A 26,739-nucleotide genomic window follows, 5' to 3' on the forward strand; every position below is an offset into this window, starting at 1 on the left:
GCGCGAGCCCTGCCCAGCGCCCCCGGCGCGGGCCCTGCGCCGCACTTGCGCGTGCGGCTGTCCGCACCCGCGCGCCGTACTCAGTCTCATTCCGTCGTGGGCCTGCGCAATTCCCGGATTTCCGCGGGCCCGCTGGTTGCGGCGTCGGTTCAAACTGAGTACGTGCACGGGGTGGGCGCGCTCGGCCAGGGTCGGAGCACCGAACGAGCCCCACACACGCTCCGGCCCGGCGGCTGCCCTCACCGGCGCCGTACTCAGTCTCGTTGCCGCGTGCCGCTTGCGTGGGTCGCGGATTTCCGCAGCTACGACCGATGCGGCGTCGGTTCAGACTGAGTACGTGCACGGGGTGGGCGCCCACCGCGCCGGGTCGGGGAACCGAATCAGCCCCAGCGCACCCCCGGCGGCGGTCAGCGGAGGTCGTCCAGCAGCGCCCGCGCGCCGGCGGCGAGAGCGGCCAAGCGCTCCTGTGCCTCGGGTTCGGACTGGCCGTGCACGTCGAGGTACATCTTCAGCTTCGGCTCGGTGCCGCTGGGCCGGACGATGAGGCGGGAGCCGTCGTCGAGCCGGATGCGGAGGACATCTCCGGGGGGAAGGTCGTCGACGCCGGTGAGCAGGTCGTCGATCCGGGCGACGGAGCTGTCGCCCACCCGCGTCGGCGGCTCGGCGCGGAGGCCGGCCATGATGCGCGCGATCTCCGACACCTCCGACACGCGGATCGAGATCTGGTCGCTCGCGAAAGCGCCGAAGGTGGCGCGCAGTTCGTCGAGCAGACCGCGGAGGTCCGTTCCCCGCCCCCGCGCCTCGGTCGCGAGTGCGAGCAGGGCGATGGCGGCCGAGATGCCGTCCTTGTCGCGGACTGTCTCGGGATCGACGAGGTAGCCGAGCGCCTCCTCGAACCCGTAGACGATGCCGGGTGCCCGGGAGATCCACTTGAAGCCCGTCAGGGTCGCGGTGAAGCCGAGGCCGTAGTGCTCGGCGATCGCCTGCAGGCCGGGGGAGGACACCAGCGAGCACGCCAGCGTGGCGCCCGGGATACCGGCTTCGGAGGCGATCCGCGCGGCACGCCACCCCAGAAGAAGCCCGACCTCGTTCCCGCTGAGGCGGCGCCATCCCCCGTCGGACTGGGCGTCGGGGATGGCCACGGCCAACCGGTCGGCATCGGGATCGTTCGCCAGCACGAGTTCGGCACCGGAGCGGCGTGCGGTGTCGAAGGCCAGGTCCATCGCTCCCGGCTCTTCGGGATTGGGGAAGGCCACCGTGGGGAACGCTGCGTCCGGCTGGATCTGCTCCTCCACGACGGTCGGTTCGGGGTACCCGGCGGCCGTGAGGATGCTGCGGAGGGTCTCCCACCCGACGCCGTGCATCGCGGTGTAGACCCAGGCGAGGCCTTCCGCCGCCGCGGCGGCCGGCGCCACGGCGGCGGTCGCGGCGATGTAGGCCTCCACGACCTCCTCCGGCGCGTTGGCGTAGCCGACCGAGCGCGGGATCGTTCCGATGTCGCCGCGGTCGGCGACGGCCTGGATGTGGGCGGCGATCTCGGAATCGGCGGGGGAGACGATTTGCGCGCCGGCGTCCTCACCGCCGAGGTACACCTTGTATCCGTTGTCTTCGGGCGGGTTGTGGCTGGCGGTGACCATGACCCCTGCGGCAGCGCCGAGATGACGTACCGCGAACGCGAGAACCGGGGTGGGCAGCATCCGCGGCAGCAGCACGGCGTGAAGGCCCGCGCCCGCGAAGATCTCCGCCGACTCGCGCGCGAACACGTCGGAGTTGCGGCGCCCGTCGTATCCGACCACGACGAGCGGCGTCGCCCCGCCGGACGCGCGTTCGACGAGGTAGGCCGCGAGGCCCGCGGCGGCCTGGGCGACCAGGACGCGGTTCATGCGATTCGGCCCGGCACCCAGCGCCCCGCGGAGGCCGGCCGTGCCGAACGCGAGCCGGTGCGAGAAGCGGTCGACGAGATCCGATGCCGCCGCGGCGTCGTCGCCCTCGGCGCGCTCAATGAGCTCCTCCAGTTCGCGGCGGGTCTGGGGGTCGGGGTCCTGCGCCAGCCACGCCCGGGCGGAGGCGATCAGCTCGTCGGGGAGGCCGTTCACAGCGCCTCGATGATCCGGGCCAGGAGCGAAGAGATCACCGGTTCGGCCTCGCGGCCTGCCTCGAGGACCTCCGCGTGGCTCAGGGGGGTCTTCTGGATGCCCGCGGCGAGGTTGGTGATGAGTGACATCCCGAGGATCTCCATCCCGGCCTGGCGGGCGGCGATCGCCTCCAGCGCGGTCGACATGCCCACGATGTGGCCCCCGATGGCCTTGGCCATCTGCACCTCGGCGGGTGTCTCGTAGTGCGGCCCGCGGAACTGGCAGTACACGCCCTCATCCAGCTCCGGGTCGATCGTCCGGGCGACCGCGCGCAGCCGCGCCGAGTACAGGTCGGTCAGGTCGATGAAGGTGGCGCCTTCCAGGGGCGAGGCGGCCGTGAGGTTGATGTGGTCGCTGATGAGCACCGGCTGCCCCGGGTGCCAGGTCTCGCGGATTCCGCCGGCGCCGTTGGTGAGGATCATGGTGGATGCTCCGGTCGCCGCCGCCGTCCGGACGCTGTGCACGACGCGGCGCACGCCGTGGCCTTCGTAGAAGTGGGTACGGGCACCGATCACGAGCACGTGCCGGCCCGCGGGGGTGCGGACGCTGCGGAGCGTGCCCACGTGGCCCTCGAGCGCCGGCTTGCTGAACCCGGTGATCTCGGCGGCCGGCACGCTGGCGACGGTCTCGCCGAGGAGTTCGGCGGCACGGCCCCATCCGCTTCCGAGGGTCACGGCGATGTCGTGGTGCTCCACGCCGGTGAGCCGTGCGAGGTCGGACGCGGCCTGCGCCGCGATGTCGAAGGGGTCGGCGGAGGGGTCGTCGAGCGGGTTCGCCGCGATGTCTGGCATCCCCCCACTCTACGAACGTGCGGGGCCGGGTGCCACGCGCGCTGCCCCGGCCCAGTACGCGACAGAATGGATGCCATGTCCCTCAGCTTCGAGCGCACCCAGAGCGTCGCCATCCTCGGCGGCGGACCCGGCGGCTACGAGGCGGCGCTCGCCGCCGCTCAGCTCGGAGCGGAGGTGACGGTCATCGAGCGCCAGGGCATCGGTGGGGCGGCCGTGATCACCGACGTCGTCCCGTCCAAGACGCTGATCGCCACGGCCGACGCGGCGGTGGCGGTGCAGGGTGCCAGCGATCTCGGCGTGCAGCTGTTCGCGAAGGGCGGCGACGGCCGGCCCCTGTCCGCGCAGGTCGCCGTCAACATCGCGGCCGTCAACCGCCGCGTGCTCGCGCTGGCCCGTCAGCAGTCCGACGACATGCGGGCGTCGCTGGTGGAAGCGGGAGTCCGGATCATCGCGGGCCAGGGGCGCCTGGACGGCGACTCCGCCGTCATCGTGTCCACCGAGGCCGGCGGCGCTGACTTCGACCGCGTCGAGGCCGACACCCTGGTGGTGGCGGTCGGGTCCTCCCCGCGGGAGCTCCCCTCCGCGCGACCCGACGGGGAGCGCATCCTCACGTGGACGCAGCTGTACGACATGAAGGCCCTCCCCAAGCACCTCATCGTCGTGGGGTCGGGGGTCACCGGCGCGGAGTTCGCGTCGGCGTACATGAACCTCGGGTCTCAGGTGACGCTCATCTCCAGCCGCGACCAGGTGCTCCCCGGTGAAGACACGGATGCCGCGGCCGTGCTGGAGAAGGTCTTCAAACGGGGCGGCATGACCCTGCTGTCGAAGTCGCGGGCGCAGAGCGTGGTGAACACCGGCGAGGGTGTCGTCGTGACCCTCTCGGACGGCCGCACCATCGAGGGGAGCCACTGCCTCATGGCCGTCGGCGCGGTGCCGAACACCGCGGGCATCGGGCTGCAGGAGGCCGGCGTGCAGTGCGCCGACTCCGGACACATCCGCGTGAACCGGGTAGCGCGCACCTCGGTGCCGAACGTCTACGCCGTGGGAGACTGCACGAACTTCGTGCCGCTCGCTTCGGTCGCGTCGATGCAGGGTCGCACCGCGATCTTCCACGCGCTCGGCGACACCGTCATCCCGCTCGAGCGCCGCCGCATCACCGCCAACATCTTCACCGCCCCGGAGATCGCGTCGGTGGGGTTCTCGGAGCAGGACGTCACCGAAGGGCGCGTCGACGGGGTCGTGCGCAGGCTCCCGCTGTCGGCGAACCCGCGCGCGAAGATGCAGGGCATCAGGGACGGATTCGTGAAGATCATCGCCCGGCAGGGGAGCGGCACCGTCATCGGCGGGGTCATCGTCGGACCGCGCGCGTCGGAACTCATCTACCCGCTGGCCATCGCGGTGGAGCGGCGCCTCACGGTCGACCAGGTCTCGCGGGTGTTCGCGGTCTACCCGTCGCTGTCGGGGAGCATCACCGACGCCACGCGGGCGATGCACATCGTCGAGCGCAACGACGCCCCGGAGCCCGACGCCTGACCGGTCGGCGGTTCAGGAGATCGTCAGCAGCAGGTGACCGGCGGCCACCGTCGTGCCGGGAGCTGCGTCGATGCCGCCGACGACACCGTCCTTGTGCGCCGGGATGGGCTGCTCCATCTTCATCGCCTCCAGCACCACGACGAGGTCTCCCTTGACGACGATCTGACCGTCGGCTACGGCGACCTTGACGATGGTGGCCTGCATCGGTGCCTTCACCGCGTCACCGGTGGCCCCGCCGACGGCGGATGCGGCGTGCGAACGCCGTGAGGGCGGTACTGCGGGGGGGCGCCCCGCCGCAGTACCGGAGGAGGCGATGCGCTCGGGCAGGTTGACTTCGAGGCGCTTTCCGCCGACCTCGACCACGACGGTGTGCCGGGGGGAGGGGGCGGTGGGCGGCTCGAGTTCGCCGTCCCATGCGGGGATGTCGTTGTGGAACTCCGTCTCGATCCACCGCGTGAAGACGCCGAACGACCCGTCCTCGGCGGTGAAGGCCGGGTCGCGGACCACGCGGCGATGAAAGGGCAGCACGGTGGGGAGCCCCGCGACTTCGAACTCGTCCAGGGCACGGCGGGCGCGCTCCAGCGCCTGGGCGCGGTCGCGCCCCGTGACGATGATCTTCGCCAGCAGCGAGTCGAACGATCCCGACACGGTGTCCCCGGCGGTCACGCCGGAGTCCAGTCGCGTGCCAGGGCCCCCGAACGTCTTGAAGACGTGGATGGGGCCCGGCTGGGGCAGGAAGCCGCGGCCGGGGTCCTCGCCGTTGATGCGGAATTCGATCGAGTGCCCGGTGGGGGTCGGATCGTCGTAGCCGATCTCCTCGCCCTCGGCGAGGCGGAACTGTTCGCGCACGAGGTCGATTCCGGTGACCTCCTCGGAGACGGGATGCTCCACCTGCAGTCGCGTGTTGACCTCGAGGAAGGAGATCGTCCCGTCCTCGCCGATGAGGAATTCGCACGTGCCCGCACCCACGTAGCCGACGTCGCGGAGGATCGCCTTGGACGAGGTGTAGAGGATGTCGTTCTGCTCGGGGGTGAGGAAGGGCGCCGGGGCCTCCTCCACGAGCTTCTGGTGCCGGCGCTGCAGTGAGCAGTCGCGGGTGGAGATCACGACGACCGTTCCCGCGGCATCCGCCAGGCACTGCGTCTCGACGTGGCGGGGACGGTCGAGATACTTCTCGACGAAGCACTCGCCGCGTCCGAATGCCGTGACGGCCTCTCGCGTGGCGGAATCGAACAGCTCCGGGATCTCCTCGATCGTGCGGGCGACCTTGAGGCCGCGTCCGCCGCCGCCGTAGGCGGCCTTGATGGCGACCGGCAGGCCTACGCTCTCGGCGAAGGCGATGACCTCCTCGGCGCCGGCGACGGGGCCGGGGGTGCCGGGTGCCAGCGGAGCACCCACCTTCTCGGCGACGCGACGTGCGGTCACCTTGTCGCCGAGGGCCTCGATGGCCTCGGGCGACGGGCCGATCCAGATGAGCCCTGCATCGATCACCGCGCGGGCGAACTCGGCGTTCTCGGCGAGGAAGCCGTAACCGGGGTGGACGGCGTCGGCGCCGGAGCGGCGGGCGACGGAGAGGATCTTCTCGATCGAGAGGTACGTCTCGGCGCTGGTGGCGCCCTCCAGCGCGTAGGCCTCGTCGGCGAGGCGCACGTGCAGTGCGTCGCGGTCGGAGTCGGCGTAGACCGCGACGCTCGCGCGACCGGAGTCGCGGGCGGCGCGGATGACTCGGACGGCGATCTCGCCGCGGTTAGCGATCAGCACCTTGGCGATTTTCGGCATGGGTGCCAGCCTACTCACGGCACGGGGGCGATTTTTGAGCCACCTGCACAAGAAACGCCGGAGAAGGTGTGGGGGAGTCTACGAATCGACCCGGCGGTTCCAGAGGTCCGTCCATTCGCCGCCCAGGGTGCGGACCAGCGCGCGGACCGTGGACAGCGACATCCCCACCACCGTGGAGGGGTCGCCCTCGACCCGCTCGATGAAGGCTCCGCCGAGACTGTCGACGGTGAACGCACCCGCGACGTGCAGCGGTTCCCCCGTGGCGACGTATGCGGCGATCTCCCGGTCGGTGATGTCCGACCGGAAGGTGACGGATGCTTCGGCCGCGGCATCCGCGCCGGTCGCCGGCGCCCCCGGCGACAGGCGCAGCACGCTGTGCCCCGAGTGCAGGACGCCGGTGCGCCCGCGCATCCCGCGCCAGCGTTCGGTCGCCACCTCGGCGGTGTAGGGCTTTCCGAGGATCTCCCCGCCGAGGGCGAACATCGAGTCACCGCCCACGACGAACCCGTCGAAATCCGGGTCGAGAGTCATCAGCTGGACGGCGACGTCAGCGGCCTTGCGCCGCGCGAGGAGCAGCACGTGCTCCGCGGCGGGCAGCCGTCGGCCCTGGGCGGCCTCCGCCTCGGCCACGACGGCGTCCTCATCCACGTTCGGTGCGATGGTCTCCGGCTCGATGCCGGCCTGGCGCAGCAGCATCAGCCGGGCGGGCGAGGTGGAGGCCAGGCAGACGCGCATGCTCTCACGCTAGCCCTCGCGTGGGAGGCTGGAGGAATGGATGCCGGAGACCTCGTCGAACTGGAGATCACCGATGTCGCCCACGGCGGCGTCTTCGTCGCGCGGCTGGACGGGCGCGTCGTCTTCGTCGCCGACGCGATTCCCGGGGAGACCGTCCGGGCTCGGCTGACGGACACGCGGAAGAAGTCCTTCTGGCGGGCCGAGACCGTGGAGGTTCTCACCGCATCGGCGCACCGGCGTCCGCACGTGTGGGCGGCAGCGGACGTGTCGGTCGCGCCCGAGGAGCGCCCCGGGGGCGCGGATTTCGGGCACATCGACCTGTCGCACCAGCGCGAGCTCAAGCTGCGCGTGTTCGATGACGCGCTTCGCCGGATCGGCAAGGTGACCGTGCCGGTGACGATGGAAGCCCCCCATCCCGTCCGCGACGCCGCCGGGGCGGTGCTCGCCGAGGAGAGCCCGGACGGCACGGGATGGCGCACCCGCGTCAGCCTGCACGTCGATGACGAGGGCAGGATCGGCCCCTACGCCGCGCGAAGTCACCGGGTCATCCCCACCGCCGACCTCCCGCTGGCCACCTCCGCCGTCGCTGCCGCCGCGTCGCGGCTGCGCGGACAGGCGCCGGGGCGTGTGGACCTCGTGCAGCCCGCGGACGGCCGGGTGCGGATCGTGCCGCGGCCCGATGCGCCGGCGCGGACGCCGGGGGAGCCCGAGGTGCTGCTCGAGCAGGTCGGCACCCGTTCCTTCCGGGTGGATGCCGGCGGCTTCTGGCAGGTTCACCGCCTCGCCGCGCACAGCCTCACCGCGATCGTCACCGAGGAGCTCCGCGCCGTCGGGGCGGTGGGCGACCCGGACGCCGCGCATCTCGACCTCTATGGCGGGGTGGGCCTGTTCGCCGCGGCGCTCGGAGACGTGGGGGGACCAACCACCCGTGTCACCTCCGTCGAATCCGACCCCCGTGCCACCGAGCGTGCGGGGGAGAACCTCGCGGAGTGGGTGGGTGCGCGGGCGGTCACGGCGCGCGTGGACCGCTTCGTGCGGGAACTGGCGGCGGATGCGTCGGCGCGCGACCGTGAGCGCCTCTCCCGCGGCGTCGTGCTGCTGGACCCGCCCCGAGCTGGAGCGGGGCGCGAGGTGGTCGAGGGGATCGTGGCTCTCGGCCCCGCACATGTCGTGTACGTGGCCTGCGACCCCGTCGCCCTGGCACGCGATCTCGGCACGTTCCGCGACGCCGGCTACGAGGCCTCCCGCGGAATCCGCGCCGTCGATCTGTTCCCCCATTCGCATCACGTCGAGGCGATCACGGTACTGAGCCGGTGACACCGATAGCATGACGACTATGACGCGAGTCGCCCTGATCGACGATCACGAGTCGGTGCGCCTGGGACTCGAGGCGGCGATCGCTCACGACGAGAGCTTGACGGTCGCTTTCTCCGGGAGCACGGTCACCGAATATCTGGCATGGCGAACCGGCCAATCGGCTTCCCCGGCCGACGTGGTGGTACTGGACCTCACCCTCGGCGACGGGACGACGGTCTCGGAGAACGTCGAGCGTCTGGTCGCCGACGGCTCGAGCGTCATCATCCACAGCGTCGCCGACCGGCCCGCGGCCGTGCGGGAGGCGCTGTCTGCCGGAGCCGCCGGAATCGTCAGCAAGGCCTCGCCCATCCATGAGGTGCTCGGCGCCATCCGCACCGTCGCGATGGGCGAACTGCTGAACAACGTCGAGTGGGCCAGCGCCGTCGAGGCCGACCGCGCCTTCGCCGACGCGCAACTGTCGGCGCGCGAACGCGAGGTACTGCGACTGTACGCCGCGGGGTTGCCGCTGAAGGCCGTCGCCGAGCGACTGGGCGTCGCCTACTCCACCGCGAAGGAGAACATCACGCGCGTGCGAGTGAAGTACGTCGAAGTGGGTCGCCCGGCCCCGACGAAGATCGACCTGTTGCGCCGCGCAATGGAAGACGGGATCCTGCAACGCCCCGAGGGCGACACCGATGGCTGAAGCTGATCGGTCCGTTCTCGACGCGGCGTGGGGGCGCCTCCCGAGCTCGCGCGAGGCGACCGAGACCCTCGGCTCCTTCACCCGCGCGCGCATCGAGCGCGTCATCGAGCTCCTGGTCGGCCCCGGGTCGCTGATTCTCGGCGCCCAGGCGGTGTTCGCGTCATTCGGCCCGGGAGACGAGCGCACCGGGTGGCACCTCCCGCTGGTGCTCGCCGTCTTCCTTCCGCTGGCTGCCATGGTCATCGCGTGCGTCGTCGGCAGGTTCTCACGGGTGTTCTGCGGTCTGTTCGCGGTCGTCTACGTCATCGCCCTCGCCCTCTGGCCGGTCGCGACCACCGGCGGCGCTCAGCCGGTTCCCGCCGAGGAACCCTGGATCTTCTATCTGGTCAACGTCGCGACCGTCGCGACGGTCGTTGCCTTTCCGCTGCCGCTCCAGATCGTGTGGACGGTGGTCACCCCGCTGCTGTTCGGCCTCGTGCGACTCATCCAGGCCGGATTCGCGGAGGAGTTCTTCTTCCCCGTGGGCCTGGACGTCTCCTTCGCGCTGATCCTCGGCGGGGTCGTCGTCGTCCTCGGCTGGACCTACCGGGCGGTTGCGGCCAACGTGGATGAGACTCGGGCGCGGGCGGTGGCCAGCTACGCAACGGCAGCCGCCGCTGCCGCCACCGAGCGAGAGCGGGTGGCGGTGGCCGCGCTGATGCATGACAGCGTCCTCGGGGCGCTCCTGGCCGCCGAACGGGCCACGACGCCGCGCGAGCGCACGCTCGCGGTGAGCATGGCCCGCGAGGCGCTCACGCGTCTCGCCAACGCCGAGAAGGACCCGTGGGAGGGCAGCGACGAGCCGGTGGACGCCGCGCGCCTCGCGGACGACCTGGAAAGCGGTGCGCGCGAAATGGGTGTCCAGCTGCTCGTCGCGCGCTCGTTCGACCCCGACACACCCCGAGTTCCCGGACGCGTGGCGCGCGCCCTCGTGCTGGCGGCACTGCAAGCGGTCGCCAACGCGGTGCAGCACGCCAACGCGCAGGGGCTGACCGTGCAGCTGCGCGGGCACGCCGACCCCGGCGGCGTGGTCGTGCGCGTGGGTGACACCGGCGGCGGATTCGACGTGGACCACATCCCCGAAGACCGGCTCGGCATCCGCGGTTCGATTCTCGCCCGGGTCACCGCGGTCGGCGGGCGCACCGAGATCGAATCCGGTTCCCACGGCACGACGATCACCCTCGAGTGGGACAGCGGGGATCGCTGGTGAGCGTCCGTGCGATCGTCTCCGCCCTTGCCGTCGCCTTCACGGCCTATCTGGCGGCCCGCGGATTCTGGTGGGACAGAGCCGACGTCGACCACCCGTGGCTGATCTTCCTCGCGCTGCCGGTGTATCTCATCGTGACGTGGCTCACGATCTTCTGGGGCATCGGCCGGCACAAGCCCGGTGCCGCCGCGGTCATCCCCACGCGCAAGGGGATTCTGCCGGTGTGGGTCTGCGCGATCGCCCTGGGCGTGGCGGTACTCGTTCCCAACGCGATCTTCTTCGCCGTGGAGCCGACCTCGCGGACGCAGCCGTTCGCCACGTGGGTGATCGGTGGGATCGGCGCCCTGATGACCATCGTCATGGTCCGTCGGCGGCCGTGGTTCGCCTGGGTCGGACTCGGCGTGGCCGCAGCCTCCGTCTCGCTGTGGATCGGCGTCCTGCCTACCCTGGCCCTCGGAATGGTCGGCTCGATCGTGTGGGTCGCGGCCGCCCAGCTGCTCATGTCGGCCCTGGACCGGGCCGCGAACGACACGGTGCGCCTCGCTGAACTCCAGCAGGCCGCATCCGCCTGGCAGGCGTCGCAATCCGGCCGCCAGCGGGAGCGGCGCGTGCAGGTGCAGCGGGCCCTGCAGATCGCGGGACCGATCCTCGGCCGCACGATCGAGACGGGGGGCAACCTCCGCCCCGCCGAGCGGCTCGAGGCGCGTCTGGCCGAGGGGCGCCTGCGGGACGAGCTGCGCGGCCCGAGTCTGCTGGATGACACCGTGCGCACCGAGCTGGAAGCCGCCCGCCGGCGCGGCATCACCGTCACGATGCTCGACGAGGGCGGCCTGGAAGACCTCGAAGAACCGGCTCTCGCCGGCATCCGCGGCGAACTGGCCGACATCCTGCGGTCGGCGTCGTCCACGCGGTTGATCATCCGGACCTCGCCGCACGACCAGGTGGCAGTCACGATCGTCGGGCGGTCGGGAGACGGCGACAGCCTCTCGGACGAAGACAGCGTCGAACTCTGGCACGAGATCCTGCGCACGCGGTGATCCACCCGACTCGCCGGTCCGGCGGGGGAGGGCTCCGGACCGGCGAGACGAACGGGGGGAGGCGAGGGGCGGCGAAGCCGCCCGCCCCTCGCCTGGCGGACAGTTACCCGAAAACCGTCCGCAAGACCGGGACTGGCTGTAGAAGCAGTCCCGGCCGAACGCGTAATGCGTTCCAGCTCCTCCAGTATGCGCTCCGTGCAACGCCCCGTCTGTAGGTATTTCGGGGGACAGGTATCAGCATTCCGGGGGACCCGGTATCAGTCTTCCGGAGGACAGGCGCACGATGACGGCCGAGACACTCAGCCGGAGACCCAGCCGCGTTCGCGCGTTAGCTCAGCCGGAGACCCAGCCGCGTTCGCGCGACAGCTCAGCCGGCGAAGCCGCCCCAGCCCCGCTCGCGCGACAGCGTCGCACGGGCATCGCGCGCCGACACGCGCCACCGGGAACGACTGCGCTCCACCGGCACGACGGCCGCGGCGGCCTCTTCCGCGTACGCCTCGCTCACGACGGCCATGAGGGCCGCGAGCTCCTCCTCGGTGGGATTCCCGTGGCGGACGTCGATCGAGACGACCGGCTCCGGCTCGTGCGCGGAACTCACAGCGGGATGTTCCCGTGCTTTTTCGCGGGGAGGCTCGCGCGCTTGCCGCGCAGCGCGCGGAGGGCCTTGGCGATCGCGACGCGGGTCTGCGCGGGCTCGATGATGCCGTCCAGTTCGCCACGCTCGGCGGCGAGGAAGGGGGATGCGACGTTATAGGTGTACTCGTTCGCGAGGCGGGTACGTACCGCTGCGACGTCCTCCCCGGCGGCTTCGGCGCGCTTGATCTCGCCGCGGTAGAGGATGTTCACGGCCCCCTGGCCGCCCATCACGGCGATCTCGGCGGTCGGCCAGGCGAGGTTGATGTCGGCGCCCAGCTGCTTGGAGCCCATCACGATGTACGCGCCGCCGTAGGCCTTGCGCAGGATCACGGTGACCAGCGGAACGGTGGCCTCGGCGTACGCGTACAGCAGCTTCGCGCCGCGGCGGATGACACCGGTCCACTCCTGGTCGGTGCCGGGGAGATAGCCCGGGACATCCACCAGCGTGACGATCGGGATCGAGAAGGCGTCGCAGAACCGCACGAAGCGGCTGGCCTTCTCGCCCGCGTCGATGTTGAGGGTTCCGGCCATCTGCGACGGCTGGTTCGCGATGATGCCGACGGTGCGGCCCTCGATCCGGCCGAAGCCGATGACGATGTTCGGGGCGAACAGCGGCTGCACCTCGAGGAAGTCGCCGCCGTCCACGATCCGCGAAATCACGGTGTGGATGTCGTACGGCTGATTCGCTGAGTCGGGGATGACGGTGTTCAGCGAGCGGTCCGCATCCGTCGTCTCGAACTCGAACGGGGTGTCGTACACCTGGATCTCGTCGAGGTTGTTGTCGGGGAGGAAGCTGAGGAGGGTGCGGGCGTAGTCGAGCGCGTCGTCTTCGTCTTCGGCGAGGTAGTGCGCGACGCCCGAACGGGTGTTGTGCGTGTACGCGCCGCCGAGCTCCTCCATCCCCACGTCTTCACCGGTGACGGTCTTGATCACGTCGGGACCGGTGACGAACATCTGGCTGGTCTTGTCGACCATGATCACGAAGTCGGTGAGGGCGGGGGAGTACACCGCGCCGCCGGCGGCCGGGCCCATGATGATCGAGATCTGCGGGATGACGCCGGAGGCGGCGGTGTTCAGGCGGAAGATCTCGCCGTATTTGCCGAGGGCGACGACCCCCTCCTGGATGCGGGCACCGCCGGAATCGAGGATGCCGATGATCGGGATACCGCCGCGGAGGGCGAACTCCATGACCTTGATGATCTTGTCCCCGGCCACCTCCCCGAGCGACCCGCCGAAAGCGGAGAAGTCCTGCGCGTACACCGCGACGGTGCGCCCGTGGATGGTGCCCGTGCCGGTCACCACGGAGTCGCCGTAGGGGCGCGACTTGTCCATGCCGAACGCTGTCGTGCGGTGACGGACGTATTCGTCCAGCTCGACGAACGATCCCGGGTCGACGAGCAGTTCGATGCGCTCGCGCGCCGTCAGCTTGCCCTTCCCGTGCTGCTTGACGCGAGCGGCCTCCTCCGCGTCGACCACCGCCTCCTGGTACCTGCTGCGAAGGTCCGCGATCTTGCCCGCGGTGGTGAATGGATCGTGCTGCTCGGTCACGCGTTCCACCCTATCGGCGCGGTGTTGCGCGGCGTTGGAGGGTGCGCACAACGCATCGCGCGTTCGCCTGTCGACTCGGCTGCCTCACACCGGGGCCCGGGAGGGTGTCAAGGACCCGACGCCTGGCCGGCGGGCGGCCTAGGGTGGGGCCATGCCGATCCCCGAGAAGGGCTACCCGCGCGCCGCGCAGGTCAGTCCGCGCCTCCAGGTCGTCGAGACGACCGACTCCACCAACGCCGACGTGCTGGCCGCCGCCGCGGAGGACCCGGCCGGCTGGCCGCACCTGTCGGCGCTCGTCACCACCGACCAGCGCGCCGGCCGTGGCCGGCTCGACCGCACCTGGACGGCGCCGGCCGACACCGCGCTCGCCGTCTCCGTGCTCGTCCGCGTCCCGGGGCTCCCCATGCACGCGCGCGGGTGGATACCGCTGGCCGCCGGCGCCGCGATGACCCGCGCCGTGGCCGCGCAGCTGATCGCCACGGGCAACTCGGCCCGGCTGAAGTGGCCGAACGACGTCCTCGTGGACGGGGGGAAGATCTCCGGAATCCTGGCCGAGGTCATGCCCTCGGACTCCGACGCCGTCGTGGTCGGCGCGGGCGTGAACACCACCATGACGCGGACGGACCTGCCCGTCTCCACCGCCATCTCCTTCGCCGCCCTCGGGCTGGAATGCGACGACGACCGTCTCCTCGCCGATTATTTGCGGGCGCTGGACGAGCAGCTGCAGGCGCTGCTCGCCGCGCACGGCGATGCCGCCGCATCCGGGGTGCTCGGAGAGGTCGAGGCGCTGTGCACGACGCTCGGGCGGGACGTGACCGTCGCCCTCCCCGATGGCACGACCGTCGCCGGCCGGGCGCAGCGCATCGACGCGGACGGCCGCCTCGTGATCGTCACGGGCGTCGACGAGGTGCCGGTGTCAGCCGGCGACGTCGTGCACGTGCGCTGACCGCGTGGGAGCGCCGCGATGTCGGCGCAGCCGGTGACAATAGGAGGGTGACCTCTCCGACGACCTATGGAGGGCGGCCCCGCACGCCCGCTCCGGGAGCGCCCACGCCCGAAATGCGCGTCGCGCGGTTCCGCCCGCACGCGCGGCGGTTGTTCTGGTCGTCGCTCGTGCTCATCGCCGTGGCAGGCGCGACCGGCTACTTCTACGGCAACCTCCCGGCTCCCTTCGAGAACTGGATGCTGCTGACCGCTGCCGCGGTCGTCGTCCTTCTCCTCGTGGTGCTGCCGTGGGCGGTGTGGTGGTCGCACACCTACACGATCACGACGCGTCGCGTGATCGAGCGCGCGGGGCTGTTCGGCACCCGCCGCAGCGAGCTGCCGCACATGCGGGGGTACACGATCCAGGTGCGCCGTGGTCCGCTGCAACGGCTGTGGGGCGCGGGCACCCTCATCCTGTCCAACGGCATGGACGCTCCGCTGCGGCTGCGGAACGTTCCCAACGCCGAGCTCGTGCACGAGGTGCTCGTCGACCAGGTCGAGGTCAACCAGATCCTCGCGCACCGCGACTCGCAGCCCACCACCTTCCCGACGCCGTCCGCCTGAGGTCGCCGCGGCCCGGGCTGCGGGATGATGGGAGCGACGGAAGGGGAACCATGACGATGCGAGTGGGAATCATCGGCGGCGGGCAGCTGGCCAGGATGATGATCGCGCCGGCGGTCGAGCTGGGACTGGACGTCCGCGTCCTCGCCGAAGAGCCGGGGATGTCGGCATCCCTCGCCGCCACCGCGACGGGCGACTATCACGACGCCGAGACGGTGCTCGCCTTCGCGCGTGACGTCGACGTGATCACCTTCGACCACGAACACGTTCCCCAGGACGTCCTCGCCGCCCTCGTCGACGCCGGAGTGCCGGTGCATCCGGGGCCGGCGGCGCTGGGCGTCGCGCAGGACAAGATCGTCATGCGCCGGCGCATGGCGGAACTCGGGGCGCCGCAACCCGAATGGGCGGCGGTGGCGGACGAGACGCAGCTTCAGGAATTCCTCGACGACCACGGCGGTCGCGCCGTCGTGAAGACGCCGCGAGGCGGCTACGACGGCAAGGGCGTGCGCGTCGTGTCGGCCGCGCACGAGGCGCAGGACTGGTTCGCCGTGCTCGCCGAGGATGCTCGAGGGGGCGAACTGCTGGTCGAGGAACTCGTGGACTTCTCCCGCGAACTCGCCCAGCAGGTCGCACGCCGCCCGTCGGGCGAGATGGCCGTCTATCCCGTCGTCGAGACCGTTCAGCGCGGCGGCGTGTGTGCCGAGGTCGTCGCCCCCGCACCCCGGGGGGACGGCCGGCTCGCGCGGGCCGCTGCCGACCTCGGCGTCGCGATCGCGGAAGGGCTCGGGGTGACCGGGATGCTCGCCGTGGAGCTGTTCGAGACCACGGATCAGCGCATCCTCGTGAACGAACTCGCGATGCGGCCGCACAACAGCGGCCACTGGACGCAGGACGGCGCCGTCACCAGCCAGTTCGAGCAGCATCTGCGGGCCGTCCTCGACCTTCCGCTGGGCGCCACGGACGCCGTCGCGCCGTGGTCGGTCATGGTGAACATCCTCGGCGGCCCGGCCGAGGACGGACTGGACACGCGGTTCGCCGCAGCCATGGCGGAGCATCCGAACGCCAAGATCCACACGTACGGCAAGGCCCCCCGGCCGGGCCGCAAGGTGGGTCATGTCAACGTCGCCGGCTTCGACCTCGACGACGTCGTCTACCAGGCGCGGGCGGCAGCAGCGTTCTTCCTCGACTGAGGCCGCGCCGTTGCGGCGATCTCGCAGACAACCGCCCTAGCCTGGTCGGGTGACCCGGCCGCTGCATTCCTCCGAGACGCCTGTGGTCGGCGTCGTCATGGGTTCCGATTCCGACTGGCGCGTGATGAGCGACGCATCCCAGATCCTCACCGAACTGGGCGTCGCGCACGAGGTCGAGGTCGTCTCGGCGCACCGCACCCCCGACAAGCTGATGCGCTACGGGCGGGAGGCCCGGGCGCGCGGGCTCAAGGCCATCATCGCCGGGGCCGGCGGTGCCGCGCATCTCCCCGGGATGCTGGCCTCGGTCACGTCGCTCCCGGTCATCGGCGTGCCGGTGCAACTGGCGACGCTCGACGGGCTCGATTCGCTCCTGAGCATCGTGCAGATGCCCGCGGGAATCCCGGTCGCCACCGTGTCGATCAATGGTGCGAAGAACGCCGGGATCCTCGCCGCGCGCATCCTCGCCGCAGGGGACGACGCGCTTGCCGACCGTCTCGAGGCGTACGCGCGCGACCTCGAAGCGCAGGTCGGGGAGAAGAACCGCCGGCTGAAGGACTCCCTGTGAGCGTCGCCGCAGCCGACCGCGTGCGCCCTGGCGCGCGAGCGGTCGTGGAGAGCAGGCCGCTGCGCCACCCCGACGCGGGGTCGCGCCAGGTCATGACGCGGCGCGGCTGGTGGCTCGTGCTCTTGAACTTCCTGCTCCCCGGGGCGGCCCAGGTGCTCGCGGGGAGCCGCCGGCTCGGCCGGTTCGGACTCGGCGCGACGCTCGCCCTGTGGGTGGGCCTCATCCTCACCGGGCTGTTCGCGCTGCTGTGGCCGACCGCGCTTGTCTCCGCCGTGTCGGGCGCGTGGATCCCGGAGTGGTTCGCGTGGTTCCGCTGGGTGCCGCTGACGCTCGTACAGATCCTCCTGCTGGGGTACGTCGTCCTGTGGATCGTGCTCACCGTCGACACGCTGCGGCTCGTCCGGCTGGTGCGCACCGGCGGTGCCGCCCGCTTCGGCATCGCTGCCCTTTCCGTCCTCCTCCTCGTCGTCGCCAGCATCGGCGGCGTGTGGGGAGCTCAGGCCGCGGGGACCGCGCGCGACACGCTCGGCGCGATCTTCGGTCAGTCGGCGCCGGTGGTCCCGCCGTCCGACGGGTACTACAACATCCTCCTTCTCGGTGCCGACAGCGGCGAGGGCCGCGACTCCATGCGGTTCGACAGCATCTCCGTGGTGTCGGTCAACGCCGCCAGCGGCGCCGTCACGATCACTGGCATCCCGCGAGACATGCCGCACTTCCCCTTCTCCGCCGGGCCCATGCAGGACAAATACCCGAACGGGCATGAAGGGCACGCCGACAGCACCTGCGGCTGGGGGAGCGGTGTCAATCAGCTCCGCACCGAGGTGGAGGTCTGCCAGGACGGCAGCCAGCTTTACCCGGATGCGGAGGCCAACGGCTCCGCCCCTGGGGTCGAGGCCACGAAGGATGCCGCCGAAGGAATCCTCGGCATCGAGATCCCGTACTACGTCTTCATCGACATGCATGGCTTCGCCGCTCTCGTCGACGCCCTCGGCGGCGTCGACATCACCGTCGAGCAGCGCCTGCCCAAGGGCGGCGGCCCCGCGTACTCCGGCCAGCCGGCCGAGGATTGGGCGATCGGATGGATCGAGGCGGGCCCGCAGCACATGGACGGCGACACCGCCCAGTGGTACGCCCGCTCGCGCTACACGACGAGCGACTTCGACCGCATGAAGCGCCAGCGTCAGCTCCAGGAGGCGATCCTCGCGCAGGCGAGTCCGCAGAACGTGCTCACGCGGTTCCAAGACGTCGCCGCCGCCGGTACCGCGATCGTGCAGACCGACCTTCCGCAGCCGTTGCTGCCGGCGCTCGTCGACCTGGCGATGAAGGCCAAGGAGCAGCCCGTGAGCACGATCGAGCTGACGCCCGAGGGCGGTATCGACGAGTTCGACCCCGACTACGCGTACATCCAGGAGCTCGTCCGCACGACGCTGCACCCGCCGAGCCCTTCTCCGGAGGCGGGCGGGTGACCGCCACGCTGCGGGTCATCCTCGACCAGCTCGTCTCACCCACGTCGCGCGATCTCGCCGAAGCGTCCCGCGAACTCGCGAGAGCGCTCATCGGTACCGCGCCACGGGGGGCGGATGTCGCCGGCATCGTCCCGCGTGGCGGCGAGGTGGACCGTCTCGACGGCCTGGTCGACGTCTCCACGCTGGGTCTGGCGCGGCGCGAGCTCGCCGCATCCTGGCAGATCGGCATCGCACCAGGAGTGGGAAAGGGCATGATCCACTCGCCCACCCTGTTCGCGCCCCTGGTGCGCCACGACCGGGTGCACGAGACACATCAGATCGTCGCGACGGTGTGGGACCTCCGCGCGTGGGAGGCGCCCGAGACCCTCGGCCGCGGTGAGGCCGCCTGGCACCGCGCGATGCTGAAGCGTGCCGAGAAACACGCGGATGCGCTCGTCGTTCCCACCCATGCCCAGGCCGACCGGCTCTTGGAACTCGGGCGGTTCAGCGGCCGCATCCGCGTCATCGCAGGAGCGGCGCCCGACGGATTCCGCGTGCCCACGGATGTCGCGGGCCGGCTGCGCTCGCTCGAGTTGCCGCCGCGGTTCGTTGCGATGGCCGGCGGCGCCGCTGAGTCGGACGGGCTCTCATCGGGGTTCCGAGCCGTCGTGGAGGCGGGCTGGGACGGGGACGTCGTCGTTCTCGACTGCCCGGAGGGTCAGCAAGCGGCGGTGCGGGAGCGGGCCGCCGCTGCCGGCCTTTCGGAGTCACGCGTTCGCGTCCCGGCCGCGCTCGAACCGTTCGACCGCGCCTCCGTGCTCGGCAGCGCCGCCCTCTTCATCGCACCCTCGGAGCGGGCGGATTGGCCGTGGCGCGTCGTCGAGGCGATCACCGTGGGGACCCCCGCGGTGGCGGCCGACTCGCCCGTGCACCGCGAGGTGCTCGCGGACGCGGCTTCGTATGCGACCGACGGCCGATTCGCCGACGCGGCTGCGGCGGGTCTGGACGATGGTCGATTGCGCATTCTGGCGCAGGATCGCGCGAAGTCGTTCTCGTGGCGCGAGCACGGAGACCGCGTGTGGCAACTGCACGCCGAGCTCTGACGTTCTCATAGGCTGAGCATCATGCCCGCGCGCGTTGGAATCGTCGTCCGCACCGTCGATCGACCGGAGTTCTTGGCGCGCGCCCTCGCCGACCTCGCGGCGCAGACCTTCGCAGACTGGCGGGTCGTGGTCGTCAATGACGGCGGCGATGGAGCCTCCGTGCAGGCCGTCGTCGGAGAATCCGTCGTCGCCGATCGCGTGACGGTCCTCGACTCGCGTGAGCCCGGTGGCCGGTGCGTCGCAGCCAATACCGGCATAGAAGCCCTCGACACCGAGTTCGTCGTCGTGCACGACGACGACGATTTCTGGCATCCGGCCTTCCTGGAGCGCACGGTGGCATTCCTCGATGAGCATCCCTCGGACGCCGGCGTGGGGGTGGCGACGGCGATCGTCTACGAGGAACGCCGCGGCAATCGGTGGGTCGAGACGTTCCGCGTGCCGTTCTGGGCCGACCTCACAGAGCTGCGGTTCATCGATCTCCTCGAAGTCAATCGGGCCGTGCCGATCTCGCTCCTCTATCGCCGCAGCATCCACGACACCGTCGGCTACTACGACGAGACGATCGACGCGGTCGAGGACTGGGAGTTCTATCTCCGCGTGCTCGCCGTCGCCCGCCTCGGCTTCATCGGCGGGGAGCCGCTCGCCTTCTGGACTCAGAGGCCGGGAGTCGGGGGCGTGGACGGCAACAGCATGTTCGCCCTCGGTCATCTCCACGACCGCGACGACCTCGCCGTTCGCGATCGCGAACTGCGAGCGTGGGTCGCGACCAACGGGGCGGGACTGCCGCTGTACCTCGCCGACATCGAACGCCGGATCCGTGAGGACTTGCGACGCGAGATCCGAGACGGCTTCGAAAGGCAGCGCGCGGAGCTCCGCGCCGACATCGACTCGCACCAGCCGGTGTGGTCACGCCTCCGGCGGCTGCGGCGGCGCCTGGGCGCTCCCCGGCCATAACGGCGCGGCGACGCACCGGCGTGGGATACGGCCGGTTGACGAGAAGACCATGAGAATGACGGCGTGATGAGCGCGCGCGAGAGTCTGCTGTCCGGTCGAGGACGTCGAGCTGTACGGATATGGTCGGCGGGAGTGCTCCTGGTCGGTGCATTGTCGCTCGCCGCGTGCGCCACGCCCATGGGGGCGGGTCAGCCCTCGCCGTCCATCACCCCCAGTGACTCCACGCCGACCGCTGCACCCACGGAACCCGTGGCCTCACCCGACCCGACGCCGACGGAGTCGGCGACCGTCGTGACGCCGTACAACGGCGACGTGCTCATCGTGACGTCCGAGGTCATCGAGGGCCGACTCGAGGTGACCGCCATGATCCCCGGTGTGAGCGAGGCCGGGGGGACGTGCGCTCTGGAAGTGGCCGGGCTGACCGAGACCAGCTCCGTGAGCGGAAACGCCGGAAACGACGTGACGTATTGCGGCGTGATGGCGGTGCCGATCCCCTCCGGGACGGACCCCATCCGGTTCGAGGTCTCGTACAACTCGGATTCGACGCGGGCGAAGTCCGCCGCGTCGACGGTGGAGTCCGCCGGATGAGTCCTCGCCGCCGCCGCATGCGCAGCCTCGCGGGCGTTCTCGCCGCATGCTTCTCCGTCGTCGCTCTCCTCGTCGCGCTTCCCGCCACGGTGGCCCCGGCTCCGCAGGCCCAGGCGGCCAACGCAGCGGACTGGAATCCGGGCAACATCATCGACGATGCTGTCTTCTACGACTCCAACGCCATGGATGCGGGGGCCGTTCAGAGCTTCCTCAATCAGCGCGTGCGAAATTGTGCAGCAGGGTTCACCTGTCTGAAGGACTACCGGCAGAACACCGACAACAGACCGGCGGACCAGTACTGCGCCGGGTACACCGGGCGCGCCGGAGAATCCGCGGCCCAGATCATCGACAACGTGGCCCGGTCGTGCGGCATCAGCCAGAAGGTGCTCCTCGTCCTCCTGGAGAAAGAGCAGTCGCTCGTCACCCACACCTCCCCGGACGCCACGCGTTTTGCCAAGGCAACGGGTCAGGGCTGTCCGGACACCGCTCCGTGTGACACGGCGACGGCGGGCTTCTTCTACCAGGTCTACTACGCTGCGCGCCAGTACGAGATCTACCGTCTGAACCCCACCTGGTGGGGCTATCAGGCGGGACGTTGGAACAACATCCTGTACTCGCCCTATGCCGACCGAAACTGTGGGACGCAGCGGGTCTTCATCGAGAACCAGGCGACGGCCGGGCTGTACATCTACACCCCCTACGTGCCCAATGCTGCGGCACTGAACAACATGTACGGCGAGGGCGACCGCTGTTCCGCCTACGGCAATCGCAACTTCTGGCGCATCTTCACCGACTGGTTCGGGTCGACTCGCCATCAGCCGAAACTCCCAGTCTATGGCGAGAACCCGTCCGTCATTGCTGTCGACAAGGACGGCGTCGCGTGGGCTTATCCGTTCAAGGAGAAACTCTGGGGAAATCGCGTCCGAGTGGCGGACGGCCTCTCGAAGGCGCGGGTAGTTCTTACGCCAGGTGATGTCGACGGGAACGGCCAGCGCGACCTCCTACGAGTCGCGGCCGATGGGGCGACGGAGCTCGCGGCAATCGCTGGCAACGGCGAATGGCGGCGCCTCAACCCGAACCTGAATTCAGCCTCCGACGCCGTTTCAGCTGGCGATGTGGACGGTGACGGCCTGCCGGACATCCTGACCGTCACCGCCGATGGCACTCTGCAACTGTGGCGGGGAAATGGCTACGGCGCGCTCCTCGGCCCGGTAGTCGTGGGAGGCGGATGGAACGGGCTCGAGCTCATGTCTGCGGGTTATGACCTGGATGGCAACGGTAAGCCGGATCTTCTGGCACGCGATTCCAACGGTGTGCTCTGGCTTTACGGCGGCGACGGTCGGAGCGGCTGGCCTGGGCGTACCTCGCTCGGCGGCGGGTGGAGCACGATGTCCGCTATCTTCAGCCCCGGCGATTTCACGGGAGACGGCGTCGGAGACATACTTGCCGCTGAGTCGGACGGGGTGTTATGGCTGTACCGCGCGACCGGTGGCGGGGGTTTCGTGCGGGACTCCGCTGTTGGTAGCGGCTGGCAGGCCATGCTCGCCGCCTTGGCCGAGGGCCCCGCGCCCGCCGGCCGGAAGGCCTTTCCAGGAGGCTCCGGAGACCTGAACTCGGATGGTCGACCTGATGTTCTCGGCCGAACACGTACGGGGGAGCTCCTGCTCTATCCCGGTAACGGGACCGGCAGCTGGCTGGGGCCGTCGACGATAGACGCACGGTGGGGTCGCGACGCGTTCGTGCCACTGGGCGATTTCACGAGCGACGGACACCCCGACATCGCCCGCATGGGTACAGACGGTCGCCTTTACCTCTTGCGAGGAAAAGGCGATGGCACGTTCGGAGGCGGCGAACTGGTCGGCCAAGGTTGGGGTGGGTTCGGTCTCATCACCGCAGGTCTCGATTTCGATGGTGATCGTCGAACAGACTTGATTGCCAGGGACCCGAGTGGTTACCTGCGGCTATACCGCGGGAATGGCGCGGGTGGCTGGATCACGGGTCAAGGCGAGGTCATCGGCGTGGGGTGGAATGTCATCGACACGCTGACCTACGCAGGCGACTTCGATGGCAACGGACGCGGGGACCTGGTGGCTCGGCGCACAGACGGCACCTTGTGGCTGTATCCGGTCACCGAGGCGCAGGGATGGGGATCGATCCGCCAGATTGGTATGGGCTGGACAGTTCTCGACCAGGTCTTTAGCCCGGGCGACTTCGATGGTGGCGGCAGCGACGTCATGGGTCGCGCCGCGAACGGTGACCTCATCCTTCATCAGGGCAACAATCAGGGCCTCTGGCGCGGTAACCGCGTGGCGGGAATCGGGTGGGATGTGATGGCGCAGATCGGGTGACCGACCCGCACCCGGCTAAGAAGGACGAGGCGCACCGACCCCAGTGAACCTCACAAATCGAGCGCGTCGCTGATCTTGCGGGCAGTCTCGGATGACGTGACGAGGCCCGACTCAGCGATGCGGCTCCCGTCGAGCACCCCATTGAGCGGCCGGGGCGCGACGGGCGTGCTGGCACCGGCGAAGTATTCCGCGGTTGTGGTCTTGTGCACCCGCTCGGGGTCGTGCCCGGACGCTTCGAAGACCTGGCGGGCGACGTCGTACCAGGTGGTGGGATCTCCGGCTCCGCTCATGTTGTAGATGCCATACTCCGGGGCCGTCTCGAGCAGGTGATGGATAGCAACGGCAATGTCGGAAGCGAAGGTGAGGCGTCCTTTCTGGTCGCCCACGACCTTGGGGTCAATGTCGCGCTCGGCCAGGGATGCCATGGTGCGGACGAAGTTATTCCCATCGCCGATCACCCAGCTGGTGCGGACGACGTAATGCCTGGGGACCACGGAAACTATCGCGTCGCCCGCCGCTTTGGTTTGCCCGTATACGCCGAGCGGCGACACAGGGTCGGTCTCCGTATAGGCGCCGTCCTTCGAACCGTCGAAGACGTAATCGCTGGAGATGTGGACGAGAGTAATGCCGTTCGCAGTGGCGACGCGGGCGAGCGCGGCGACGGCGGTGACGTTCGCGGCCCACGCCTCAGTGCGCCCCTCGGGCGTTTCTGCTTTGTCAACAGCGGTGTATGCCGCGGCGTTGATGATGGTGCTGTAATCGCGCCACCGACGCGCGCTGGCCAAGCCTGGCGCCACTAAGTCGAGGTCCGAGCGGGTCGCGTACTCGATCCATGGGGCGTCACCGAGCTCCGCGCGCAGGGCGCGCCCGAGCTGCCCGTTCGCGCCGGTGATGAGGATTCGCTTGCGCTGCATTGGGGACACGTCGGCGAGACGAGGGTGCTGCTGATCCTTCTCGCTGATCTGCACCTGATCGAGTGGGATGGGCCAATCGATGGCCGCGGTCTCGTCCGCGAGGTTGAGAAACGTGTACTCAGCCGTGGGAGACCAGTGGTCGTTGACCAGGTATGTGTACGCAGTGTCCGGCTCCAGGGTCTGGTAACTGTTACCCACTCCGCGAGGGACAAAGATGGCCCGAGACGGATCGAGTTCGGTCGTGTACACGGCACCAAAGGTGGGCCCGTCGCGAAGGTCTACCCACGCGCCGAAGATCCGCCCCGTCGCGACTGATACATACTTGTCCCATGGCTCCGCGTGGATGCCGCGGGTCGTGCCGACCTGGTCGTTGAAGGAGATGTTGTTCTGCACCGGGCCGAAGTCGGGCAGGCCAGCAGCCAGCATCTTCTCTCTCTGCCAGTTCTCCTTGAACCACCCTCGCGCGTCGCCATGCACCGGTAGGTCGTAGACGACGAGACCGGGGATGGTGGTGGGCGTGGCCGTGAGAGGTTTGCTGAAATTCATGACCACGGTCACTGGCCCCTAGCGACGTAGAAAGCCTCGACGCCCTCTTTGGCCGGTGCCCACCAGTCATGATTGGCTTCATACCAGTCGATCGTCGCGGCAAGCCCCGATTCGAAGTCGCTGTAGCGCGGTCGCCAGCCCAGTTCGGTGCGGAGCTTAGTGGAGTCGATCGCGTACCGCAGGTCGTGTCCGGTCCGGTCCGTGACGTGATCGTACGCGTCAGCGGGCTGGCCCATGAGCGTGAGGATGAGTTGGACGACGGTCTTGTTGTCCTTCTCCCCGTCCGCGCCGATCAGGTACGTCTCACCGATCCGGCCCTCGTCGAGGATGGTCAGGACGGCGGAGGAATGATCGTCGGCGTGGATCCAGTCCCGCACGTTCTCCCCGGCCCCGTATAGCTTGGGCCGGATCCCGCGGATCACGTTCGTAATCTGCCGGGGGATGAACTTCTCCACATGCTGGTACGGGCCGTAGTTGTTGCTGCAGTTGGAGATAGTCGCCCGCACCCCGAATGAGCGCACCCACGCACGCACCAACAGGTCCGACCCGGCTTTCGTGGACGAGTAGGGCGAGGACGGGTTGTACGGGGTGGACTCGGTGAACCGGGCGGGGTCATCCAGCGCCAGGTCGCCGTAGACCTCGTCGGTGGAGATGTGGTGGAACCGCGTCCCGTGCTTCCGAGCCGCTTCCAGCAGCGTGTAGGTGCCGACGATGTTGGTGTCGAGGAACGGTCGCGGGTCGTTCAGGCTGTTGTCGTTGTGTGACTCCGCGGCGAAGTGCACCACCGCGTCTACCCGGCCGAACAGGTCGTTCACCAATGCCATGTCCGCGATGTCGCCGACGACGAGCTCGACGCGGTCGGAGGGCAACCCGGCCAGAGATGCGCGATTCCCGGCGTAGGTGAGCTTGTCCAATACCGTGATGTCATCGTCAGTGTGTTCCACGACGTGGCGCACGAAGTTCGATCCGATGAACCCGGCGCCGCCGGTAACCAATAGTCGACGAGCCATGCGACCAGGTTACCGGCCCTGGCCGGCGGCTTTGGTATGGCGTCGCCGATGCACGAGACTAGTTGTCATGCGCGGCATCATCCTCGCGGGAGGCACCGGCTCCCGCCTGCATCCGATCACTCTCGGTGTCTCAAAGCAGCTCGTGCCGGTGTACGACAAACCGATGATCTATTACCCCCTCTCTACCCTCATCCTGGCGGGGATTCGAGACATCCTGATCATCACGACGCCTCAGGACAGCGAGCAGTTCCAGCGTCTTCTGGGCGATGGCTCTCGCTTCGGGATCTCGCTGACCTACCGCGCGCAGCCGTCCCCCGACGGTTTGGCCCAGGCTTTCATCCTGGGCGAAGAGCACATCGGTTCGGACGCGGTTGCGCTGGTTCTGGGCGACAACATCTTCTACGGGCAGGGGATGGGCACGCGCCTACGGCAGTACACCGATTTGAACGGCGGAGTCGTCTTCGGTTACTGGGTGAACGAGCCGTCGGCATATGGCGTCGTGGAGTTCGACGACGCGGGTCATGTCGTCTCCCTGGAGGAGAAGCCGCTGACCCCTAAGAGTAATTACGCAGTGCCGGGACTGTATTTCTACGACAACGACGTGATCGGAATCGCCAAGGGCCTCCGCCCCTCGCCTCGCGGCGAGCTGGAAATCACGGACGTCAACCGGATCTACCTCGAGCAGGGACGCCTCCGCGTCGAGCTTCTGCCACGTGGGACCGCTTGGCTGGATACCGGCACCTTCGACTCTCTGAGCGAAGCGACCGAGTTCATCCGCACCGTCGAGAAAAGGCAAGGGCTGTCAATCGGCTGCCCCGAGGAAGTCGCCTGGAGGATGGGATTCCTCACGGACGACGAGCTTCGTGAACGAGCGGAGCCGCTTGTGAAGAGCGGATACGGCTCCTACCTCCTCAAGGCCCTCGCCCAGGGATCGCAGGGGCAGCCGGTCTAGTATCGCTGAGGGCCACGCGGGGCCGGCCGCTTTTGCGTGCCCCGACGAACGAGTGATGTGATGCGGTGACGGTGTCGAGGGTGGTTCAGCCGGGGGTGTTTCCTCGGGATGGTCGGCGGCTCGTGGTGTACGTGGTCTAT

At 69.7% G+C, this 26,739-nt stretch carries 23 protein-coding genes; 15 read left to right on the forward strand and 8 right to left on the reverse strand.

Translation table 11 applies throughout. The annotated features are described in order from the left end of the window. Positions 1-407 precede the first annotated feature (407 nt). On the reverse strand, positions 408-2,096 hold the full coding sequence (locus tag AC2DFQ_RS10365) for a phospho-sugar mutase (protein WP_484533824.1): 1,689 nt from the start codon (positions 2,094-2,096) through the stop codon (positions 408-410). After that, positions 2,093-2,926, reverse strand: a complete 834-nt coding sequence (locus tag AC2DFQ_RS10370) for a purine-nucleoside phosphorylase (protein WP_484533825.1) — start codon at positions 2,924-2,926, stop codon at positions 2,093-2,095. The genes AC2DFQ_RS10365 and AC2DFQ_RS10370 overlap by 4 nt, the downstream gene beginning before the upstream one ends. A gap of 75 nt (positions 2,927-3,001) precedes the next feature. On the opposite strand from AC2DFQ_RS10370, the gene AC2DFQ_RS10375 reads away from it, so the two are divergent. Next, a complete protein-coding gene (locus AC2DFQ_RS10375; protein ID WP_484509903.1) occupies positions 3,002-4,459 on the forward strand; it encodes an NAD(P)H-quinone dehydrogenase in 1,458 nt (485 codons plus the stop codon). A gap of 12 nt (positions 4,460-4,471) precedes the next feature. Here AC2DFQ_RS10375 and AC2DFQ_RS10380 read toward each other — a convergent pair whose 3' ends face one another. After that, positions 4,472-6,238 (reverse strand): acetyl/propionyl/methylcrotonyl-CoA carboxylase subunit alpha, encoded by a 1,767-nt coding sequence (locus tag AC2DFQ_RS10380; protein WP_484533826.1) that lies wholly within the window; start codon positions 6,236-6,238, stop codon positions 4,472-4,474. Between the two features lie 78 nt (positions 6,239-6,316). Then, positions 6,317-6,973, reverse strand: coding sequence for a Maf family protein (locus AC2DFQ_RS10385; protein ID WP_484509901.1), 657 nt, complete (start codon positions 6,971-6,973; stop codon positions 6,317-6,319). Positions 6,974-7,009: 36 nt separating this feature from the next. On the opposite strand from AC2DFQ_RS10385, the gene AC2DFQ_RS10390 reads away from it, so the two are divergent. From AC2DFQ_RS10390 to AC2DFQ_RS10405, 4 genes are read left to right on the forward strand one after another with little or no spacing between them, the layout of a single operon-like run. Further along, positions 7,010-8,290: a class I SAM-dependent RNA methyltransferase gene (locus tag AC2DFQ_RS10390; RefSeq protein ID WP_484533827.1), complete on the forward strand. Its 1,281-nt coding sequence runs from the start codon at positions 7,010-7,012 to the stop codon at positions 8,288-8,290. A gap of 19 nt (positions 8,291-8,309) precedes the next feature. Beyond that, positions 8,310-8,972, forward strand: a complete 663-nt coding sequence (locus tag AC2DFQ_RS10395; RefSeq protein WP_484509899.1) for a response regulator — start codon at positions 8,310-8,312, stop codon at positions 8,970-8,972. Further along, a complete protein-coding gene (locus AC2DFQ_RS10400; protein ID WP_484509898.1) occupies positions 8,965-10,221 on the forward strand; it encodes a sensor histidine kinase in 1,257 nt (418 codons plus the stop codon). The genes AC2DFQ_RS10395 and AC2DFQ_RS10400 overlap by 8 nt, the downstream gene beginning before the upstream one ends. After that, entirely contained in the window at positions 10,218-11,255 is a 1,038-nt protein-coding gene (locus AC2DFQ_RS10405; protein ID WP_484533828.1) for a hypothetical protein, read from the forward strand. Before AC2DFQ_RS10400 ends, AC2DFQ_RS10405 begins: the two co-directional genes overlap by 4 nt. A gap of 367 nt (positions 11,256-11,622) precedes the next feature. Here AC2DFQ_RS10405 and AC2DFQ_RS10410 read toward each other — a convergent pair whose 3' ends face one another. Beyond that, positions 11,623-11,853 carry an acyl-CoA carboxylase epsilon subunit gene (locus AC2DFQ_RS10410; RefSeq protein WP_484509896.1) on the reverse strand — a complete coding sequence of 77 codons (231 nt, stop codon included), beginning with the start codon at positions 11,851-11,853 and terminating at the stop codon, positions 11,623-11,625. Next, positions 11,850-13,439: an acyl-CoA carboxylase subunit beta gene (locus AC2DFQ_RS10415; RefSeq protein ID WP_484533829.1), complete on the reverse strand. Its 1,590-nt coding sequence runs from the start codon at positions 13,437-13,439 to the stop codon at positions 11,850-11,852. Before AC2DFQ_RS10415 ends, AC2DFQ_RS10410 begins: the two co-directional genes overlap by 4 nt. A 151-nt stretch (positions 13,440-13,590) precedes the next feature. Here AC2DFQ_RS10415 and AC2DFQ_RS10420 point away from each other — a divergent pair, with 151 nt between their 5' ends. From AC2DFQ_RS10420 to AC2DFQ_RS10460, 9 genes are all read left to right on the forward strand, one after another. Continuing rightward, complete coding sequence (locus AC2DFQ_RS10420; RefSeq protein WP_484509894.1) at positions 13,591-14,385, forward strand: biotin--[acetyl-CoA-carboxylase] ligase; 795 nt, start codon at positions 13,591-13,593, stop codon at positions 14,383-14,385. Positions 14,386-14,432: 47 nt separating this feature from the next. Continuing rightward, a complete protein-coding gene (locus AC2DFQ_RS10425; protein WP_484509892.1) occupies positions 14,433-14,987 on the forward strand; it encodes a PH domain-containing protein in 555 nt (184 codons plus the stop codon). 50 nt (positions 14,988-15,037) lie between these two features. Then, complete coding sequence (locus tag AC2DFQ_RS10430) at positions 15,038-16,174, forward strand: 5-(carboxyamino)imidazole ribonucleotide synthase (protein ID WP_484533830.1); 1,137 nt, start codon at positions 15,038-15,040, stop codon at positions 16,172-16,174. 97 nt (positions 16,175-16,271) lie between these two features. Next, positions 16,272-16,739: a 5-(carboxyamino)imidazole ribonucleotide mutase gene (purE, locus tag AC2DFQ_RS10435; protein ID WP_484533846.1), complete on the forward strand. Its 468-nt coding sequence runs from the start codon at positions 16,272-16,274 to the stop codon at positions 16,737-16,739. Then, the gene (locus AC2DFQ_RS10440) at positions 16,736-18,205 is read left to right on the forward strand and encodes an LCP family protein (protein ID WP_484533831.1); all 1,470 of its coding nucleotides are present in this window, start codon (positions 16,736-16,738) and stop codon (positions 18,203-18,205) included. Before purE ends, AC2DFQ_RS10440 begins: the two co-directional genes overlap by 4 nt. Further along, on the forward strand, positions 18,202-19,287 hold the full coding sequence (locus AC2DFQ_RS10445; protein WP_484533832.1) for a glycosyltransferase: 1,086 nt from the start codon (positions 18,202-18,204) through the stop codon (positions 19,285-19,287). The genes AC2DFQ_RS10440 and AC2DFQ_RS10445 overlap by 4 nt, the downstream gene beginning before the upstream one ends. A gap of 21 nt (positions 19,288-19,308) precedes the next feature. Continuing rightward, the gene (locus tag AC2DFQ_RS10450; RefSeq protein ID WP_484533833.1) at positions 19,309-20,241 is read left to right on the forward strand and encodes a glycosyltransferase family 2 protein; all 933 of its coding nucleotides are present in this window, start codon (positions 19,309-19,311) and stop codon (positions 20,239-20,241) included. A gap of 132 nt (positions 20,242-20,373) precedes the next feature. Then, positions 20,374-20,829, forward strand: a complete 456-nt coding sequence (locus AC2DFQ_RS10455; RefSeq protein ID WP_484533834.1) for a hypothetical protein — start codon at positions 20,374-20,376, stop codon at positions 20,827-20,829. A gap of 17 nt (positions 20,830-20,846) precedes the next feature. Continuing rightward, complete coding sequence (locus AC2DFQ_RS10460) at positions 20,847-23,177, forward strand: FG-GAP repeat domain-containing protein (protein ID WP_484533835.1); 2,331 nt, start codon at positions 20,847-20,849, stop codon at positions 23,175-23,177. 50 nt (positions 23,178-23,227) lie between these two features. On the opposite strand, the gene AC2DFQ_RS10465 is transcribed toward AC2DFQ_RS10460, so the two are convergent. Together AC2DFQ_RS10465 and rfbB are read right to left on the reverse strand one after the other, a co-directional pair. Next, positions 23,228-24,643, reverse strand: a complete 1,416-nt coding sequence (locus AC2DFQ_RS10465; protein WP_484533847.1) for a sugar nucleotide-binding protein — start codon at positions 24,641-24,643, stop codon at positions 23,228-23,230. 2 nt (positions 24,644-24,645) lie between these two features. Next, a complete protein-coding gene (rfbB, locus tag AC2DFQ_RS10470; protein ID WP_484533836.1) occupies positions 24,646-25,647 on the reverse strand; it encodes a dTDP-glucose 4,6-dehydratase in 1,002 nt (333 codons plus the stop codon). A 67-nt stretch (positions 25,648-25,714) separates the two neighbouring features. On the opposite strand from rfbB, the gene rfbA reads away from it, so the two are divergent. Next, entirely contained in the window at positions 25,715-26,599 is an 885-nt protein-coding gene (gene rfbA, locus AC2DFQ_RS10475) for a glucose-1-phosphate thymidylyltransferase RfbA (RefSeq protein ID WP_484533837.1), read from the forward strand. Positions 26,600-26,739: the final 140 nt, after the last annotated feature.

The organism is Microbacterium sp. Z11_20 (assembly GCF_057197605.1).

What these genes read in the sequence shown, in the direction of transcription:
- AC2DFQ_RS10370 (WP_484533825.1), bottom strand. Translation starts at nt 2,926, where the DNA reads ATGCCAGACATCGCGGCGAACCCGCTCGACGACCCCTCCGCCGACCCC.
- AC2DFQ_RS10375 (WP_484509903.1), top strand. Translation starts at nt 3,002, where the DNA reads ATGTCCCTCAGCTTCGAGCGCACCCAGAGCGTCGCCATCCTCGGCGGC.
- AC2DFQ_RS10380 (WP_484533826.1), bottom strand. Translation starts at nt 6,238, where the DNA reads ATGCCGAAAATCGCCAAGGTGCTGATCGCTAACCGCGGCGAGATCGCC.
- AC2DFQ_RS10385 (WP_484509901.1), bottom strand. Translation starts at nt 6,973, where the DNA reads ATGCGCGTCTGCCTGGCCTCCACCTCGCCCGCCCGGCTGATGCTGCTG.
- AC2DFQ_RS10390 (WP_484533827.1), top strand. Translation starts at nt 7,010, where the DNA reads ATGGATGCCGGAGACCTCGTCGAACTGGAGATCACCGATGTCGCCCAC.
- AC2DFQ_RS10395 (WP_484509899.1), top strand. Translation starts at nt 8,310, where the DNA reads ATGACGCGAGTCGCCCTGATCGACGATCACGAGTCGGTGCGCCTGGGA.
- AC2DFQ_RS10400 (WP_484509898.1), top strand. Translation starts at nt 8,965, where the DNA reads ATGGCTGAAGCTGATCGGTCCGTTCTCGACGCGGCGTGGGGGCGCCTC.
- AC2DFQ_RS10420 (WP_484509894.1), top strand. Translation starts at nt 13,591, where the DNA reads ATGCCGATCCCCGAGAAGGGCTACCCGCGCGCCGCGCAGGTCAGTCCG.
- AC2DFQ_RS10430 (WP_484533830.1), top strand. Translation starts at nt 15,038, where the DNA reads ATGACGATGCGAGTGGGAATCATCGGCGGCGGGCAGCTGGCCAGGATG.
- purE (WP_484533846.1), top strand. Translation starts at nt 16,272, where the DNA reads ATGGGTTCCGATTCCGACTGGCGCGTGATGAGCGACGCATCCCAGATC.
- AC2DFQ_RS10450 (WP_484533833.1), top strand. Translation starts at nt 19,309, where the DNA reads ATGCCCGCGCGCGTTGGAATCGTCGTCCGCACCGTCGATCGACCGGAG.
- AC2DFQ_RS10460 (WP_484533835.1), top strand. Translation starts at nt 20,847, where the DNA reads ATGCGCAGCCTCGCGGGCGTTCTCGCCGCATGCTTCTCCGTCGTCGCT.
- rfbB (WP_484533836.1), bottom strand. Translation starts at nt 25,647, where the DNA reads ATGGCTCGTCGACTATTGGTTACCGGCGGCGCCGGGTTCATCGGATCG.
- rfbA (WP_484533837.1), top strand. Translation starts at nt 25,715, where the DNA reads ATGCGCGGCATCATCCTCGCGGGAGGCACCGGCTCCCGCCTGCATCCG.